The organism is Streptomyces sp. AC602_WCS936 (assembly GCF_019049125.1).
Classification (GTDB): domain Bacteria; phylum Actinomycetota; class Actinomycetes; order Streptomycetales; family Streptomycetaceae; genus Streptomyces.
Window position 1 is genome coordinate 455689 of the sequence record NZ_JAGMUF010000112.1, and the last position, 14958, is coordinate 470646.

General features: G+C 71.9%; 19 protein-coding genes. 6 read left to right on the forward strand and 13 right to left on the reverse strand.

What is annotated here, in order from left to right:
* Positions 1-33: 33 nt before the first annotated feature.
* Both KUM03_RS31620 and KUM03_RS31625 read right to left on the reverse strand, forming a co-directional pair.
* Positions 34-2424 (reverse strand): excinuclease ABC subunit UvrA, encoded by a 2391-nt coding sequence (locus KUM03_RS31620; RefSeq protein ID WP_217253984.1) that lies wholly within the window; start codon positions 2422-2424, stop codon positions 34-36.
* 68 nt (positions 2425-2492) lie between these two features.
* Positions 2493-2738, reverse strand: a complete 246-nt coding sequence (locus KUM03_RS31625; protein ID WP_217254097.1) for a hypothetical protein — start codon at positions 2736-2738, stop codon at positions 2493-2495.
* Between the two features lie 201 nt (positions 2739-2939).
* Between KUM03_RS31625 and KUM03_RS31630 the strand changes: the two genes are divergently transcribed.
* Entirely contained in the window at positions 2940-3347 is a 408-nt protein-coding gene (locus KUM03_RS31630; RefSeq protein ID WP_073730599.1) for a DUF2795 domain-containing protein, read from the forward strand.
* Between the two features lie 207 nt (positions 3348-3554).
* Entirely contained in the window at positions 3555-4097 is a 543-nt protein-coding gene (locus KUM03_RS31635) for a type 1 glutamine amidotransferase domain-containing protein (RefSeq protein WP_217253985.1), read from the forward strand.
* A 104-nt stretch (positions 4098-4201) separates the two neighbouring features.
* Here KUM03_RS31635 and KUM03_RS31640 read toward each other — a convergent pair whose 3' ends face one another.
* On the reverse strand, positions 4202-4480 hold the full coding sequence (locus tag KUM03_RS31640; protein ID WP_217253986.1) for a DUF6158 family protein: 279 nt from the start codon (positions 4478-4480) through the stop codon (positions 4202-4204).
* Between the two features lie 62 nt (positions 4481-4542).
* Between KUM03_RS31640 and KUM03_RS31645 the strand changes: the two genes are divergently transcribed.
* Positions 4543-5664, forward strand: a complete 1122-nt coding sequence (locus KUM03_RS31645) for a Vms1/Ankzf1 family peptidyl-tRNA hydrolase (protein ID WP_217253987.1) — start codon at positions 4543-4545, stop codon at positions 5662-5664.
* A gap of 27 nt (positions 5665-5691) precedes the next feature.
* Here the strand turns inward: KUM03_RS31645 and KUM03_RS31650 are convergent, their stop codons facing one another.
* Positions 5692-7311, reverse strand: coding sequence for an ABC-F family ATP-binding cassette domain-containing protein (locus KUM03_RS31650; RefSeq protein WP_217253988.1), 1620 nt, complete (start codon positions 7309-7311; stop codon positions 5692-5694).
* A gap of 110 nt (positions 7312-7421) precedes the next feature.
* Here KUM03_RS31650 and KUM03_RS31655 point away from each other — a divergent pair, with 110 nt between their 5' ends.
* The 3 genes from KUM03_RS31655 (at position 7422) to KUM03_RS31665 (ending at position 10080) form a co-directional block, all read left to right on the forward strand.
* The gene (locus KUM03_RS31655; protein ID WP_217253989.1) at positions 7422-8927 is read left to right on the forward strand and encodes a bifunctional phosphatase PAP2/diacylglycerol kinase family protein; all 1506 of its coding nucleotides are present in this window, start codon (positions 7422-7424) and stop codon (positions 8925-8927) included.
* Positions 8928-9033: 106 nt separating this feature from the next.
* Positions 9034-9849 carry a class I SAM-dependent methyltransferase gene (locus tag KUM03_RS31660; protein ID WP_217253990.1) on the forward strand — a complete coding sequence of 272 codons (816 nt, stop codon included), beginning with the start codon at positions 9034-9036 and terminating at the stop codon, positions 9847-9849.
* A 60-nt stretch (positions 9850-9909) separates the two neighbouring features.
* A complete protein-coding gene (locus KUM03_RS31665) occupies positions 9910-10080 on the forward strand; it encodes a hydrophobic protein (RefSeq protein ID WP_073730593.1) in 171 nt (56 codons plus the stop codon).
* Positions 10081-10113: 33 nt separating this feature from the next.
* Here KUM03_RS31665 and KUM03_RS31670 read toward each other — a convergent pair whose 3' ends face one another.
* Genes KUM03_RS31670 through KUM03_RS31710 form a run of 9 tightly spaced genes read right to left on the reverse strand, consistent with a single transcriptional unit; the run spans position 10114 to position 14931 of the window.
* Complete coding sequence (locus KUM03_RS31670; protein ID WP_241847091.1) at positions 10114-10398, reverse strand: gas vesicle protein K; 285 nt, start codon at positions 10396-10398, stop codon at positions 10114-10116.
* 5 nt (positions 10399-10403) lie between these two features.
* Positions 10404-10586 carry a gas vesicle protein gene (locus KUM03_RS31675; protein ID WP_003972471.1) on the reverse strand — a complete coding sequence of 61 codons (183 nt, stop codon included), beginning with the start codon at positions 10584-10586 and terminating at the stop codon, positions 10404-10406.
* On the reverse strand, positions 10583-11365 hold the full coding sequence (locus KUM03_RS31680) for a GvpL/GvpF family gas vesicle protein (RefSeq protein ID WP_217253991.1): 783 nt from the start codon (positions 11363-11365) through the stop codon (positions 10583-10585). The genes KUM03_RS31675 and KUM03_RS31680 overlap by 4 nt, the downstream gene beginning before the upstream one ends.
* Positions 11362-11688 (reverse strand): gas vesicle protein, encoded by a 327-nt coding sequence (locus KUM03_RS31685; protein WP_073730590.1) that lies wholly within the window; start codon positions 11686-11688, stop codon positions 11362-11364. Before KUM03_RS31685 ends, KUM03_RS31680 begins: the two co-directional genes overlap by 4 nt.
* Complete coding sequence (locus KUM03_RS31690; RefSeq protein WP_217253992.1) at positions 11685-12779, reverse strand: SRPBCC family protein; 1095 nt, start codon at positions 12777-12779, stop codon at positions 11685-11687. Before KUM03_RS31690 ends, KUM03_RS31685 begins: the two co-directional genes overlap by 4 nt.
* Positions 12776-13459, reverse strand: coding sequence for a DNA primase (locus tag KUM03_RS31695; RefSeq protein WP_217253993.1), 684 nt, complete (start codon positions 13457-13459; stop codon positions 12776-12778). The genes KUM03_RS31690 and KUM03_RS31695 overlap by 4 nt, the downstream gene beginning before the upstream one ends.
* The gene (locus KUM03_RS31700) at positions 13456-13719 is read right to left on the reverse strand and encodes a gas vesicle protein GvpG (protein WP_217253994.1); all 264 of its coding nucleotides are present in this window, start codon (positions 13717-13719) and stop codon (positions 13456-13458) included. The genes KUM03_RS31695 and KUM03_RS31700 overlap by 4 nt, the downstream gene beginning before the upstream one ends.
* A gap of 4 nt (positions 13720-13723) precedes the next feature.
* Positions 13724-14497: a GvpL/GvpF family gas vesicle protein gene (locus KUM03_RS31705; protein ID WP_217253995.1), complete on the reverse strand. Its 774-nt coding sequence runs from the start codon at positions 14495-14497 to the stop codon at positions 13724-13726.
* Positions 14494-14931: a gas vesicle structural protein GvpA gene (locus KUM03_RS31710; protein WP_217253996.1), complete on the reverse strand. Its 438-nt coding sequence runs from the start codon at positions 14929-14931 to the stop codon at positions 14494-14496. Before KUM03_RS31710 ends, KUM03_RS31705 begins: the two co-directional genes overlap by 4 nt.
* Positions 14932-14958 lie beyond the last annotated feature (27 nt).

Below are 14958 nucleotides of genomic sequence, written 5' to 3' on the forward strand. Positions count from 1 at the left end.
ACCGGTACCGGCGCTGTGGGATCCGTCCCCGGGTCAGGCGCCGACGTAGGCCGCCAGGTGCTCGCCGGTGAGGGTGGAGCGGTCGGCGACGAGGTCGGCGGGGGTGCCCTCGAAGACGATCCGGCCGCCGTCGTGGCCGGCGCCGGGGCCGAGGTCGATGATCCAGTCGGCGTGCGCCATGACGGCCTGGTGGTGCTCGATGACGATGACCGACTTGCCGGCGTCGACCAGGCGGTCCAGCAGGCCGAGCAGTTGCTCGACGTCGGCGAGGTGCAGTCCGGTGGTGGGCTCGTCGAGGACGTACACGCCACCCTTCTCGCCCATGTGCGTGGCCAGCTTCAGCCGCTGCCGCTCGCCGCCGGAGAGGGTGGTCAGCGGCTGGCCGAGGGTGAGGTAGCCGAGTCCGACGTCGGTGAGCCGCTGGAGGATCTTGTGCGCGGCGGGCGTACGCGCCTCGCCGGTGCCGAAGAACTCCTCGGCCCGGGCCACCGACATCCCGAGCACCTCGCTGATGTCCCGGCCGCCGAACCGGTACTCCAGCACCGAGGGCTGGAACCGCTTGCCCTCGCAGTCCTCGCAGGGGGCGGCGACGCCGGCCATCATCGCGAGGTCGGTGTAGATGACGCCGGCGCCGTTGCAGGTGGGGCAGGCGCCCTCGGAGTTGGCGCTGAACAGGGCGGGCTTGACGCCGTTGGCCTTGGCGAAGGCCTTGCGGATCGGGTCGAGCAGGCCGGTGTAGGTCGCCGGGTTGCTGCGCCGGGAGCCCTTGATGGGGCTCTGGTCGACGGCGACGACGTCCGCCCCGGCGGGGACCGAGCCGTGGATCAGCGAGCTCTTGCCGGAGCCCGCCACGCCGGTGACCACGCAGAGCACGCCGAGCGGGATGTCGACGTCGACGTCCTGGAGGTTGTGCGTGTGCGCGCCGCGGATCTCCAGCGACGCGGTGGGCTTGCGCACCGTCTCCTTGAGCGAGGACCGGTCGTCGAGGTGGCGGCCGGTGACGGTGCCGGCGGACCGCAGGTCCTCGACGGTGCCCTCGAAGCAGACGGTGCCGCCCGCCGTGCCCGCGCCGGGGCCGAGGTCGACGATGTGGTCGGCGATGGCGATCGCCTCCGGCTTGTGCTCGACGACGAGCACCGTGTTGCCCTTGTCCCGCAGGCGCAGCAGCAGGTCGTTCATCCGCTGGATGTCGTGGGGGTGCAGGCCGATGGTGGGCTCGTCGAAGACGTACGTCGTGTCGGTGAGCGAGGAGCCGAGGTGGCGGATCATCTTGACCCGCTGCGCCTCGCCGCCGGACAGTGTGCCCGCCGGACGGTCCAGCGAGAGGTAGCCGAGGCCGATCTCCACGAACGAGTCGAGGGTGTCGCGCAGCGCGGTGAGCAGCGGCGCCACCGACGGCTCGTCGAGGGTGCGGACCCATTCGGCGAGGTCGCGGATCTCCATCGCGCAGGCGTCGGCGATGGAGATCTTGCCGATCCTGGACGACCTGGCGCCCTCGCTGAGTCGCGTCCCGTCGCACTCGGGGCAGGTGGTGAAGGTGACGGCCCGCTCCACGAACGCCCGGATGTGCGGCTGCATCGCCTCCTTGTCCTTGGACAGGAACGACTTCTGGATCTTCGGGATCAGTCCCTCGTAGGTGAGGTTGACGCCGTTGACCTTGACCTTGACCGGCTCGCCGTAGAGGAAGTCCCGCAGCTCCTTCTCGGTGTACTCGCGGATCGGCTTGTCCGGGTCGACGAAGCCGGACTGGGCGTAGACCTGGACGGTCCACTGGCTGTCCGACTTCCAGCCGGGGATGGTGAGGGCGCCCTCGGCGAGCGACTTGGAGTCGTCGTAGAGCTGGGAGAGGTCGATGTCGGAGACCTTGCCCCGGCCCTCGCAGTGGGTGCACATGCCGCCGGTGCGCTCGTACGTCGCCTTCACGGCCTTCTTGTTGCCGCGCTCGACGGTGATCGCGCCGCTGGCGCGGACGGAGGCCGTGTTGAAGGAGTACGCGCTGGGCGGGCCGATGTGCGGGTCGCCGAGCCGGCTGAAGAGGATGCGCAGCATCGCGTTGGCGTCGGTGGCGGTGCCGACGGTGGAGCGGGGGTCGGCGCCCATCCGCTGCTGGTCCACGATGATCGCGGTGGTCAGGCCGTCGAGGACGTCGACCTCGGGGCGGGCCAGGGTCGGCATGAAGCCCTGGACGAAGGCGCTGTAGGTCTCGTTGATCAGCCGCTGCGACTCGGCGGCGATGGTGTTGAAGACCAGGGAGCTCTTGCCCGACCCGGAGACACCGGTGAAGACGGTCAGCCGGCGCTTGGGGATCTCGATACTGACGTCCTTGAGGTTGTTCTCGCGGGCGCCGTGCACACGGATCATGTCGTGACCGTCGGCCGGGTGCGGGGCGGCCGGACTGGTGTCCGTCCTCTTGGCGCTGCTCATCGTGTCTCCATCCGTCGGCGGGTCGGCAGGAACACGCTAGACGGGACACGGCGGGCGGCGCTTCTCGATTACTGATCTGCTGCTGACCTACCGCTGACGCGCCGCCGACCTGCCGCTGCTTCGCCGCTGACCTGCCACTGATCCGCCGCCGACCGGCCGTCGAGCTGCCGCGTCCACTGGTCCGCACGGGCCTGGGCGTCCGCCTCGTCGGGCGGCGGTGCCGCGGACGGCAGCACCAGTTCCTCGTAGCGGCCCATGGCCAGCACCACGCCGAGCATGAGGACCGGGATGCACACAGCGAGCAGCACCGCCATGATCCGTCCTTCCCGATGAAGGGTGGGCGTGGGGGGTGGTGGCGCGGGCCGGGTTCCCCGTCCCGGCCGGGTAAACCCGCCGTGCACGAGGCGGTACGCACCGTGTCCAGGCGAATCGGAGTGGACCCGTCCGGATGAATCCGTGTCGGCCTCCGGTGTCCGGGTACGCGGTCGGCACCCCTGAAGGACCTGGAGGGAGACATGCAGCGAGGCAGTGACCGGATGAGCGTCCACCGCGACGACGAGATGAAGCACGAACTGCAGGGTCTGCTCCGGTCCGGGCACCCGACCCGGACCGAGGAGTGGCACGACCCGGAGCCGGCCGCGGAGGACGACCCCGACGTCATGTACGGGCCGGTGACTCCGGGCCGCGGTCCGACCTACCTGGAGGCTCTCCGGCTCGAACTGGCCCGGAACCTGACCCGCGGCACCTTCCCCGCCGGCCCGCGGGAACTGACCCGGGCGCTGCGCCGCGGCAACGCACCGGACGCCCTCGTCGAGGGACTGGAACGACTGCCGCACAAGGCGCGCTACGACAACGTCCAGGAACTGGCGGTGGCCCTGACCGAGAGCGGCGGGCCCGGACCCGCCGGTACGCAGGGCGCGTAGGCGCCGGGAAGGGTGGCCTCCGTGGCCGTGGGGGTGGTGAGCCTCGGAGATCTGGCCGAGGCCCACGACCCGGCCTCGGCACTCGCCGACATCAGCCGCGCGGAACCGGACGCCCGGTCCGGGCCGGACCGGCCACCGCCGGCCGAATGACGCACGCGCGCCGGACGGCGACCACGGCCGGCGCGCCGGAAAGGACTCGGAAACCACATGCGCATCGCATTTCTGACCGCGCCCGAGGGCGTGGAGCAGGTCGAACTGACCGAGCCGTGGCAGGCCGCGAAGGACGCGGGTCACGAACCCGTGCTGGTCTCCACGCAGTCCGGTGAGATCCAGGGCTTCAACCACCTCGACAAGGCGGACACGTTCCCGGTGGACGAGGTGGTGGGCGACACGTCGGCCGACTCGTTCGGCGGGCTCGTACTGCCCGGCGGGGTGGCCAACCCGGACTTCCTGCGGATGGACGAGAAGGCCGTGGCGTTCGTCAAGGACTTCTTCGAGCAGGGGCGTCCGGTGGCCGCCATCTGCCACGCCCCGTGGACCCTCGTCGAGGCCGACGTCGTACGCGGCCGGGTCGTGACGTCATGGCCCAGCCTGCGGACCGATCTCCGCAACGCGGGCGCCACCTGGGTGGACGAACAGGTAAAGGTCTGCGACCACGGGAACAACGTGCTGGTCACCAGCCGCAAGCCGGACGATCTCAAGGCGTTCTGCGAGACCTTCCTCGCCCAGTTCGCCAAGGCGGGCGGCTGAGCGGACCCGCCGTCACGCCGGAGCCCGGCCCCGGACGCGCCCCATCGGCGTCGGAGGGCCGGGCTCCGGCGTGCGCCCGACGCCGCGCGGGCCGGTTCCCCGGCTCAGCCTCCGGGCGCCGCCGACTCCCCGCAGCCCCGTTCCCTGGCCCCCTCGCGGGTGCGGCCCGCGGCCACCGCGCGACGCGGGTTGCGGCGCAGCCACTCGCCCTCGAGCTGCGCCATGCGCTCGTTGTGGGCCCGCAGCGCGTCGTTGGACCCGTGGAGCAGGGTGTCGTGGCGCGTGCGGTGGATGGTCTCCAGCTCCTTCATGAGCTGCTGGTCGTCCAGGCGACCGGGGTCCACTCCGGTCATGGTGTCGTCCCGTGTGTCGTGTTCGTTCATGCGGGCCGGGTACCCGCCCCCGAGCACTACCACCCCCGAGCGGCACCCGGGAGGGAGCCACCATGGATCTCGCGTTTCTGCACCCCCTCTACGAACATCAGGGACCCTGGGCCTCCGTGTACGTGGACCTGTCCCGGCACACGGAGGACACCCCCCACGAGCGTGAGCTGACGGCCGCCGCGGTGGCCCGGGAGCTGGCGGAGCAGGGCGCGGACGACGCGACCTGCCGGGCCGTGCGGGAGGCGGTGGAGGGACTGCGCCACGCCACCGACCCGCACGGGCGGGCCCTGTTCGCCTACGCCGGACAGGTGGTCCTCGACCCGCCGCTGGCCCGGCCCCCGTACGGCGGGACCACCGCCGACTGGGCGCCGCTGCCGCACGTGACACCGCTGCTGGACCTGGCCGGCGAGGACCCGGTGTGTGTGGTGGCTTACATCGACCGCAAGGGCGCCGACTTCGAGTTGCGCAGCGCGCTGGGCAGCTCGGACGCGGGCGGCGTGACCGGCCGGCAGTGGCCGGTGCACCGCACGAGCAGCGTCGACTGGTCGGAGCGCCACTTCCAGCTGCGGGTGGAGAACACCTGGGAGCACAACGCGGCGGAGATCGCGGACGCGCTCGCCGTGTGCCAGGAGGAGACCGGCGCGGACCTGCTGATCCTGGTCGGGGACGACCGGGAGCGGCGGTCCGTGCACGAGCGGCTGCCGAAGCGGCTGCAGGAGCGGATCGCGGAGGCCTCGCGCGGTGCCGGCAGCAGGTTGCTGGACGACGAGGTCGAGCAGCTGCGCGACGATCACGTGCGTTCGCGGGCTCAGGATGACCTGGGCCGCTTCCTGGCCGCCCGCACACCGGACGGCGAGGGCCGGGCCGGTGCGGCGGAGGGCGTGCCCGCGCTGGTCGAGGCGGCGCGGGAGCACCGCATCGACGAGCTGCTGGTCATCCCGGACGCCCCCGACACCCACCGCGAGGTGTGGATCGGTGAGGACGCCGACCAGCTGGCGATGCGCCGCACCGAGCTGAAGACGCTCGGCGAGCAGAACTCCTGGTCGGCCCGCGCGGACGACGCGCTGCTGCGCTCGGCGGTGATGACCGGCGCCCCGGCGATCTCGGTGACGCCGGCGCTGCCGTCCAAGGCGTCCGAGGACGCGCCGGTGGGCGGCCTGGGGGCGCTGCTGCGCTGGAAGTGACTCCGGCCTCCGGTGCCCGCGTGGGCGTCAGCGGGCCCGCTCCACCCGTCGTTCGTCCCAGACCGGCTCCGGCGTCTCGCGCACGCGTCCGTCGCTGCCGAAGACGAGGTACCGGTCGAAGGAGCGGGCGAACCAGCGGTCGTGGGTGACCGCGAGGACGGTGCCCTCGAAGCCCTCCAGGCCTTCCTGGAGGGCTTCGGCCGATTCCAGGTCGAGGTTGTCGGTCGGCTCGTCGAGCAGCAGGGCGGTGACGCCCTGGAGTTCCAGCAGGAGGATCTGGAAGCGGGCCTGCTGGCCGCCGGAGAGGCGGTCGAAGGTCTGCTCGGCCTGCTGGGTCAGTTCGTAGCGGCGCAGCCTGGACATGGCGGCACCCCGGTCCTGGGCGTGTTCGGTCCACAGGATGTCCAGGAGGGTGCGGCCCAGCAGTTCGGGGTGGGCGTGGGTCTGCGCGAAGTGTCCGGGCACCACGCGCGCGCCGAGTTTCCAGTTCCCGGTGTGGGCCACGTCGTCGCCGGCCAGCAGCCGCAGGAAGTGCGACTTGCCGGAGCCGTTGGAGCCGAGGACGGCGACCCGTTCGCCGTAGAAGACCTCCAAGTCGAACGGCTTCATCAGGCCGGTCAGTTCCAGCTGCTCGCAGGTGACGGCGCGGACGCCGGTGCGGCCGCCCTTCAGGCGCATCCGGATGTCCTGCTCGCGGGGCGGCTCGGGCGGCGGGCCGGCCTCCTCGAACTTGCGCAGCCGGGTCTGGGCGGCGCGGTAGCGGGACGCCAGGTCCGCGCTGTTCTCAGCGGCCTGACGAAGCGTCAGCACCAGCTTCTTCAGCTGCGCGTGCTTCTCGTCCCAGCGGCGGCGCAGTTCCTCGAAGCGGGCGAAGCGCTCGCGCCGGGCCTCGTGGAAGGTGGCGAAGCCGCCGCCGTGCACCCAGGCGTCGGCGCCCGCGGGACCGGGCTCGACCGAGACGATCTTCTGGGCGGAACGGGCGAGGAGTTCCCGGTCGTGGGAGACGAAGAGCACCGTCTTGCGGGTCTCCTTCAGCCGCTCCTCGAGCCAGCGCTTGCCGGGTACGTCGAGGTAGTTGTCCGGCTCGTCGAGCAGCAGCACCTCGTCGTTGCCGCGCAGCAGCGCCTCCAGCACCAGCCGCTTCTGCTCGCCGCCGGACAGGGTGCTCACCTGCCGCCACTGGGCCTTGTCGTAGGGCACGCCCAGCGCGGCCGTGGTGCAGATGTCCCACAGCGTCTCCGCCTCGTAGCCCTGGGCCTCGGCCCAGTCGGCGAGCGCCTGGGCGTAGCGCATCTGGGCGGCCTCGTCGTCGACCGTCATGATCGCGTGCTCGGCGGCGTCGACGGCGCGGGCGGCCTCGCGGATGCGGGGCGGCGCCACGGAGACCAGCAGGTCGCGCACGGTCGTCTCGTCGCGGACGGAGCCCACGAACTGCCGCATCACCCCGAGGCCGCCGCCGACGGTGACGGTCCCGCCATGCGGTTTCAGCTCCCCGGACAGCAGGCGCAGCAGGGTGGTCTTGCCCGCTCCGTTGGGACCGACGAGGGCCACGACCGCCCCCTCCCCCACCCGGAAGGAGACGTCGCCGAGCAGCGCCCTCCCGTCGGGGAGGTAGTACTCCAGGTGCGCGGCTTCGAGGTGTCCCATGGGCCGGATTCTCCAGCTCCGGCCACGCTCCGGGCAAACGCGTTTTCCCGGGGCCGTGACACGGGACACGCCGGCCGCAGGAAACGCCGTCGGCAGGGTATGCGGTGGGCATGAGCCCCGACGTAGACCTCACCGCCCCGACGCCCGGCCCGCATCCGGTCCGCGACGGCTTCCTGCGACTGGACCAGCGGGTGTTCGAGGCCGTCGCCGCCCGCACCTGGCCCGGCGCCGACCCCCTGCTGCCCCGGCTGAGCCGCGGCGCCAACCACGGCGTGCTGTGGTTCGGGACGGCCGCCGCACTGGCCGCGACCCGTACCCCGAGGGCGCGGCGCGCCGCCGCCCGGGGACTGGCCTCGCTGGGGCTGGCCTCGCTGACCATCAACACGCTCGGCAAGCGTTCGGTACGCCGCTCCCGGCCGGTCCTCGACCCGGTGCCGCTGGTGCGGCAGCTGAAACGGCAGCCGATCACCACGTCGTTCCCGTCGGGGCACGCCGCCTCGGCCGCCGCGTTCGCGACCGGCGTCGCCCTGGAGTCCCCGGCGTGGGGTGCGGCGGTGGCTCCGGTGGCCGCCGCCGTCGCCCTCTCCCGGGTCTACACCGGCGTCCACTTCCCGAGCGACGTGCTGGCGGGTGCGGCGCTCGGGGCGGGCGCCGCGTTCGCCGTACGGGGCATGGTGCCGACGCGCGCCCAGCACACCCCGCCGGCCAGGCCGCGCGCCGACGTGCCGGCGCTGCCCAAGGGCGAGGGCCTGGTCATGGTGGCCAACGTCGGCTCGGGCACCTCGGACCGGGTACGGGCGCTGTGCGACGCGCTGCCCGACGCCGAGGTGGTGGAGTGCGACCCCAAGGACATCCGGTCGGAGCTGGAGCGGGCCGCGGGGCACGCCCGGGTGCTCGGCGTGTGCGGCGGCGACGGCACCGTGAACGCCGCCGCCGGGATCGCCCTGCGCCACGGACTGCCGCTGGCCGTGCTGCCCGGCGGCACGCTCAACCACTTCGCCTACGACCTCGGCGTGGAGGACGTCCGGGATCTGTGCCGGGCGCTGGAGCGCGGTGAGGGCGTGCGGGTGGACGTGGGACGGTTCGCCTCCGGCGGGCAGCGCGGGATCTTCCTCAACACCTTCAGCCTGGGCGTGTACCCCGAGCTGGTCAACGAGCGGGAGCGCTGGTCGCCCCGGATCGGCGGCTGGCCGGCGGGAGTGCTGGCGGCGGTGCGGGTGCTGCGCGCCGACCGGCACCCGCTGGAGGCGGAGGTGCGGGGGCGCCGGCGTCCGCTGTGGATGCTGTTCGCGGGCAACGGCACGTACCACCGCAGGGGCATCGCCTCCGGGCGCCGCCTCGACCTGGCGGACGGGCAGCTGGACGTGCGGGTGGTGCACGGTGGCCGCCGGCCCGCCCTGCGGCTGCTGTCCGCGGCGCTCGCGGGTCCGCTGACCCGCTCCCCCGCCCACGCGGCGGTGCAGGTGCACCGGCTGCGGCTGTCCGGCGTCGCGCCCGGCACGCTGATGGCGTACGACGGTGAACTCACGGAGACGGAGGGCGATCTGACGTTGGAGAAGCTGCCCGAGGCGCTCACGGTGTACCGCCCGCTGCCCGGCGACGGACTGCTGCCCTGACCATGCCTGACGCCCCGTCAGTCCGCATCCTGATACGTAGGTCTCATGATGTGACCGATGGGCGTACGGTGAGCCCATCGTCGGGAGAGCCGGAAGAGGGGCCGTCATGCCGAAGCCGCAGGAGACCGCCGTGTACACGCACGGACACCACGAGTCCGTGCTCCGCTCGCACACCTGGCGCACCGCCGCCAACTCCGCCGCGTACCTGCTGGGGTCCCTGAAGCCCCACATGCGCATCCTGGACATCGGCTGCGGGCCGGGCACCATCACCGCGGACCTGGCGGAGCTGGTCGTGGACGGCCACGTCACCGGCGTGGACCGGGCTCCGGAGATCGTGGAGCGGGCCCGGGCCACCGCTGACGAACGCGGACTGGCCAACACCGACTTCGCGGTCGCGGACGTGCACGCGCTGGACTACCCGGACGACACGTTCTGCGTGGTCCACGCCCACCAGGTGCTCCAGCACGTGGGCGACCCGGTGCAAGCCCTGCGGGAGATGCGCAGGGTCGCGAGGCCGGACGGGATCGTCGCCGTCCGCGACTCGGACTACGGTGCCATGACCTGGTACCCCGCCTCCCAGGGCATGGACGACTGGCTGTCCCTGTACCACCGGGTGGCCCGCGCCAACGGCGGCGAGCCGGACGCCGGACGGCGGCTGAAGGCCTGGGCGCTGGAGGCGGGGTTCACGGACATCACGGCGACCTCCGCCACCTGGACCTTCAGCACACCCGATGAGCGGGAGTGGTGGAGCGGCCTGTGGGCGGACCGCACCCTGGCGTCGGCGTACGCGGAACGGGCCACCGAGGGCGGCCACGCGACGGCGGAGGAACTGCGCGCCGTGTCGGCGGCCTGGCGGGAATGGGGAAAGCGGCCGGACGGCTGGTTCAGCGTCCTGCACGGCGAGATTCTGTGCCGAAAGTAGGCCCCGCCCGCGCCTGATCGGTGGATTCCGGGAAACCAGTACGGCAGGAGGTTCAACATTATGGTTCCGCTTCTGCTCGTACTGCTTCTCGCAATCATTCTTTTCGGCGCCGGATTCGCCGTGAAGATTCTCTGGTGGATTGCCTTGGCAGTCCTGGTCCTGTGGCTGGTGGGTTTCCTGGCCCGCGGGACGACGGCCGGCGGCGGAAGGGGCCGCTGGTACAGGTGGTGAACGACGCGTGACGAGGCCGCTGCCCCGGGAGGCTCACTCCCGGGGCAGCAGCGGTCCCAGCGGCCCGAGGTCCAGGTTCAGGTCCTCGGGCCGCAGTCCGTAGCGGTCGCGCAGCTCGGTCATGCGGTCGTCGAGGAGCATCAGGGTGAGCCCGATCCGCTCCTCCTGGTCCTCGCTCAGGTCGCCCTCGTCGACGCGGCGCAGCGCCTGGCGCTCCATGAGCTGGCGCAGCAGCTCGACGACGGTCAGCACCAGCTTGATCAGGTCGCGCTCGACCGTGTCGGGCTCGAGTTCGAGGCGTTTGCGGGGTTCGGTCACGTCGATCAGTCTCCGAACGGCGACGGGACATTGCGGTTGACCGAGCTGATCAGCGCGTTGAGGTCGATGCGGACCAGGTCGACGTCCGCGATGCGCAGCGTGACGTCGCCGGTGATGACCACGCCGCCGGCCAGGAGCCGGTCGAGCAGGTCCACGAGGGCGATCTCACGGCGTTCGACGACGGTCATGCCCCTCCCCCTGTTCCTTCTTCTTCGCCGGCGAACGAATAGGCCGCCCACGGACCGGTGAGTTCCACGCGAATTCCGGGGGCGTCGTCCTTGGTACGGTCCACCATTTCCACGAATTCCTCGGACGTCTCGCGCCGCACCAGATAGGCGGCGTTGAGGACGTTCCGTCCGGCGGCGCCGGAAAGGCTGGGATTCTGCGGCGCGTGCAGGCGTGCGTCGTCGGCCTGCGAGGACAGTGACTCGTGCAGGCGGGTCGCGAACGCCTCGGCCCTGCTCCACAGGTCGTCGTTGGCCCGCGTCTGCCGGCGCCGCTGCCGCAGGTAGTCCCGGCCCGAGGCAGGCTTCGGGGCGGGTTCGGCCCGCTCGGCGGACTGGTCGGGGCCGGCCTCGACGAAGATCTTGACGCCCCATTCCACCCGCCCCTCCAGGCGGCCGAGCGTGCGCCGGAAGCCCTCTTCCCGCTCCTCCATCATCACGCGCACACCGCTGTCGTCCCGGAAGACGGTGGCCAGCCGGAGCGGCAGCGGGGTGGTGACGACGGTGAGCGCGTCGATGACCTGCTGGTGGGCGCGGGCGGTCGCGGCAAGCCAGTCCAGGTCCTCCAGGTGGGCCCGCAGCGACTCCTCGCTGAAGTCGGCCTCCGGCACATGGCTGACGACGGCGACCAGCCCGCCGTGCGCCAGCAACCGGGGCGGGTCGCCCGCCACCCCGGTCAGCTGGGACTGGAGGGGCGCCTCGAAGGGGCGGCAGACGGCATAGACGTACCGCAGTCCGGTCACGGCGCCTCCCTCGGTACCCGGCCCGGGTCCAGCTCGCGCAGGCGTTCGCGCAGCGCGGCGTTCTCCCGGGTCAGCTCGTCGTGCCGGGCGCGCGAGGAGAGCGCGGGGTCGCTCTCCCACCAGTCGATGCCCATCTCCTTGGCCTTGTCGACGGAGGCGACGACGAGCCGCAGCTTGATCGTGAGCAGCTCTATGTCGAGCAGGTTGATCTTGATGTCGCCCGCGATCACGACTCCCTTGTCGAGCACCCGCTCCAGGATGTCGGCGAGGTTGGCGCTCTGTCCCTGGCCGTAGGGATCGGGCAGTCGGCTGGGGGTGGTCATCGACGGCTCCCGCGGTCGGCGTCCTCGGGCTCGTCGTACTCGTCGTACTCGTCGTCACCGGACGCGTATTCGTCCTCCCCGGCTTCCTTGTCCTCCTCCTCGTACTCGCCCTCGGGCTCCTCCTCGTACTCGCCTTCGTACTCGCCCTCGGGCTCGGGCTCTTCCTCCGCCTCGGAGGGCTCCCCTTCCTCCTGCCCTTCTTGTTCCTCCTGTTCCTCCGCGAGGGCGTCCTCGTGGCTGCGGACGACCTCGCCGTCGCGGATCTCACCGCGCCAGCCGTCGTCGGCCTCTCCCTTGAGGGTGATGTGCCGGACGTAGTTCTTGAGGTCGAGACGGGCCCGGCGTCCCTGGGCGCGCCAGATGTTGCCGGTCTTCTCGAACAGGCCCTTGGGGTAGTACTCGATGACCAGGACGACCCGGGTGAGGTTGTCGGCGAGCCGGTGGAAGCTGACGACGCCCTTGGTGGTCCCCTTGGCGCCCTCCGACGTCCAGGAGATCCGGTCGTCGGGGACCTGCTCGGTGGTCTTCGCCTTCCAGCTGCGGTTGGACCAGAAGACCTTCAGCTGCCAGTCGGACGAGGTGTCGTCGGCCCGGTTCGCGCTCTTGACGCCCTTGGCGAAGGTGCTGAAGTCCTGGTACTGGGTCCACTGGTCGTAGGCCGTGCGCAGCGGTACACCGACGTCGACGTACTCGATGATGACCGTCGGCTTCTGACCGCCGCCGCCCTTCTTCCTGCCCTTGCCGCCCCCGAGGTTCTTGAAGGCGCCGACCACGTTGTCCTTCACCTTGCCGGCGCCGACCTCGAACGCGGCCCGCACCGGGCTCTTGCCCTCGGCGAGCTTGCGTCCGCCGTCGAGGGCGAGCTTGGCGAAACCGGGGCTGTTGCCCTCGGCGATGTCGTTCAGCTTGCCGGTGGTCTCGCCGAGCTTCGTGCCGACGCCGGTCAGCAGCCGCGTGACCTGGGCGGCCAGGTAGTCCTGCACCTCCGCCTTGAGACGGTCGGCCGCCTCGCTCTGCGCCACGTCGGCGAGCGGGTTCTTCTTCGCGGCCTTGCCCGCCGTGGAGGCCGCGGAACCGAGGGTGTCGGTCATCGCTCACCACCGCCCTTCGACTGTCGGTTCCCGGTGGCGCCGCGCGCGGCACTCCTGGCCCCGGCGGTCTTCTTGCCGGCCGCCTTCCTGGCGGGCTGGGCCCGCTTCGCCGCCGCCTTCTTGGCGGGGGCCTTGGCGGCCGCCTTCTTCGCGGGCGCCTTCTTGGCCGCCTTGCGCGCCTGGGGCGGGGCCTTTTCCGGGGCTCGCTCGCTCCGCTCCTCGGGCTCCCCCTGCTCCTCGTCCTCGTCCTCGTGCTCCTCGTACTCCTCGTACGGCTCCGAGTCCTCCGAGGCCTCGGAGGCGCGGGAGGAGTCGTCGGCGTCGTCGGCGTCGTCGGCGCCAACACCCGGCGCCTTCGACGCCACGCCCGAGAGCTGGTCGCGGACCTGTGCCGTGCGCCCGTGCAGACGGTCGGCGAGCGCGCCTATCTGCCGCTCGACCAGCGCCCCGGATGCCGCCTTGCCGACGCCCTGCAGATCGGTGCGCAGCTGGTCCCCGACCTCCTTGAACTGGGGGTTGTTCTGCATCTGCGATTTGACCAGCTCCGCGATGCCCTGCGGAGTCAGGTTCAGCTTCTTGCCGGCCACCATGGTGCCCACGGCGACCGCGAGTTTCAGCTTCTTCGTGCGTCCCAGCAGATATCCGGCCCCTACTGCGAGGCCCACTCCGACTCGGTTCATGGTGCCGTCCCGTTGCCCAATCCCGCGCTCGTGCGCGAAGCGATCTCCAGCCGGTCCAGAAGCCCGTCCTCCTGTCGGTCGAACTCCTCCTCCGTGATCTCACCGGCCTCCAGCTGCTCCTCCAGACGGGCCAGTTCGGCTCGGACCGTGGCGGGGTCGTAGTAGATCCTCTCGGCCTCGTTCAGCACCTGTCTGACGGCCCAGGCGCTGCCGCGCACCGGGGCGAACGGCAGCAGCAGGACCTCCGAGATCAGTCCCACGTCCTCACTCCGTTCCGACGTCCATTCCGCCGGCCGCGGTGCCCGCGGGCTCGGCGGGGCCGGGCTCGACGAAGCTGTACGGCGGCAGCGGGCCGTTCACCCGCACCTCCAGGTGCGGCATGTCCCTGCGGGCCCGTTCCACGGCGGCCAGGAACTCCTCGGCCGACTCCCGGTTCACCAGGAACGACACGTTGGCCAGCCAGCCGGTGGACTCGGGGCCCGTGCTCACGGCGTCGGCGGTGGGCTCCAGAGCGCGCTCCAGCGCCGTGGCGTCCTGGGCCTCCTTGCCCTTCACCGCGGCCGCGACCATCTCGCCGAGCTGGATCTTGTTCTCGTAAGTTCCGCCGCCCTGCTGCCGGTTGGACTCGGCGAGGGCGCGGATCTCCGGATTCTCGGCCATCACGTGGTGCAGGACGGCCTCCTCCACGTGGTTGGCCTTGATGTTGTACTCGACCCGGCCGTCCAGCGCCCCGAGGCGCTCCCGGTAGTGCTCCGCGCGCTCGGCGAGCACGGCGGTGACCGCGTCGTCGTCCGGGGCGACGCTGCCGAAACGCATGGGCAGCACGCAGCCGGCCGCACCCACCTCGCTGAGCACGTTCTGGTGGGCGAGCAGTTCCCGGCGCTTGGGACGCAGCCCCTCGGGCGCGTCGCTGACCACGGCGGTCAGCTCGCCCGCCTTCAGGACGCGCACCCGGCACGGCGGGTCGCCGACGCCGGTCAGTCCCTCGGGCGGCGAGGGGTGCGAGCCGGCGGTGATGCCGTAGACGTACGTACTCACTCCTGCTCCTCCTTCCGGCGCGAGGGCGCGGCCTTGCGGGCGCGCGGACGGGACGCGGTCTCGCGCTCGGAGCCGCCGTCGTCACGGGCCTGCTTGAACGCGTCGGAGATGGTCTCGGCGGCGCCGGACAGCGCCCCCTTGGACTTGCCGCGGGCGCCGGACTCGGTCATCTCCCCGACCAGGTCGGGCAGCCCCGGGTCCTTGCGGGGCCCGGCCTCCAGGTCGAGCCGGTTGCACGCCTCGGCGAAGCGCAGATACGTGTCGACGCTGGCGACGACGACGCGGACGTCGATCTTCAGGATCTCGATGCCGACCAGGGAGACGCGCACGAATGCGTCGATGACGAGCCCCCTGTCCAGAACAAGCTCAAGCACGTCGTAAAGGCCGCTGCTGCCGCCTCCGCCGCCGGTCTGTTGTGCCGGTACGACAGTCATGCCAGCTGTTCCTCCATCTTGTCTGTG

What these genes read in the sequence shown, in the direction of transcription:
- KUM03_RS31620 (WP_217253984.1), bottom strand. Translation starts at nt 2,424, where the DNA reads ATGAGCAGCGCCAAGAGGACGGACACCAGTCCGGCCGCCCCGCACCCG.
- KUM03_RS31625 (WP_217254097.1), bottom strand. Translation starts at nt 2,738, where the DNA reads ATGGCGGTGCTGCTCGCTGTGTGCATCCCGGTCCTCATGCTCGGCGTG.
- KUM03_RS31630 (WP_073730599.1), top strand. Translation starts at nt 2,940, where the DNA reads ATGCAGCGAGGCAGTGACCGGATGAGCGTCCACCGCGACGACGAGATG.
- KUM03_RS31635 (WP_217253985.1), top strand. Translation starts at nt 3,555, where the DNA reads ATGCGCATCGCATTTCTGACCGCGCCCGAGGGCGTGGAGCAGGTCGAA.
- KUM03_RS31640 (WP_217253986.1), bottom strand. Translation starts at nt 4,480, where the DNA reads ATGAACGAACACGACACACGGGACGACACCATGACCGGAGTGGACCCC.
- KUM03_RS31645 (WP_217253987.1), top strand. Translation starts at nt 4,543, where the DNA reads ATGGATCTCGCGTTTCTGCACCCCCTCTACGAACATCAGGGACCCTGG.
- KUM03_RS31650 (WP_217253988.1), bottom strand. Translation starts at nt 7,311, where the DNA reads ATGGGACACCTCGAAGCCGCGCACCTGGAGTACTACCTCCCCGACGGG.
- KUM03_RS31655 (WP_217253989.1), top strand. Translation starts at nt 7,422, where the DNA reads ATGAGCCCCGACGTAGACCTCACCGCCCCGACGCCCGGCCCGCATCCG.
- KUM03_RS31660 (WP_217253990.1), top strand. Translation starts at nt 9,034, where the DNA reads ATGCCGAAGCCGCAGGAGACCGCCGTGTACACGCACGGACACCACGAG.
- KUM03_RS31665 (WP_073730593.1), top strand. Translation starts at nt 9,910, where the DNA reads ATGGTTCCGCTTCTGCTCGTACTGCTTCTCGCAATCATTCTTTTCGGC.
- KUM03_RS31675 (WP_003972471.1), bottom strand. Translation starts at nt 10,586, where the DNA reads ATGACCGTCGTCGAACGCCGTGAGATCGCCCTCGTGGACCTGCTCGAC.
- KUM03_RS31685 (WP_073730590.1), bottom strand. Translation starts at nt 11,688, where the DNA reads ATGACCACCCCCAGCCGACTGCCCGATCCCTACGGCCAGGGACAGAGC.
- KUM03_RS31690 (WP_217253992.1), bottom strand. Translation starts at nt 12,779, where the DNA reads ATGACCGACACCCTCGGTTCCGCGGCCTCCACGGCGGGCAAGGCCGCG.
- KUM03_RS31695 (WP_217253993.1), bottom strand. Translation starts at nt 13,459, where the DNA reads ATGAACCGAGTCGGAGTGGGCCTCGCAGTAGGGGCCGGATATCTGCTG.
- KUM03_RS31710 (WP_217253996.1), bottom strand. Translation starts at nt 14,931, where the DNA reads ATGACTGTCGTACCGGCACAACAGACCGGCGGCGGAGGCGGCAGCAGC.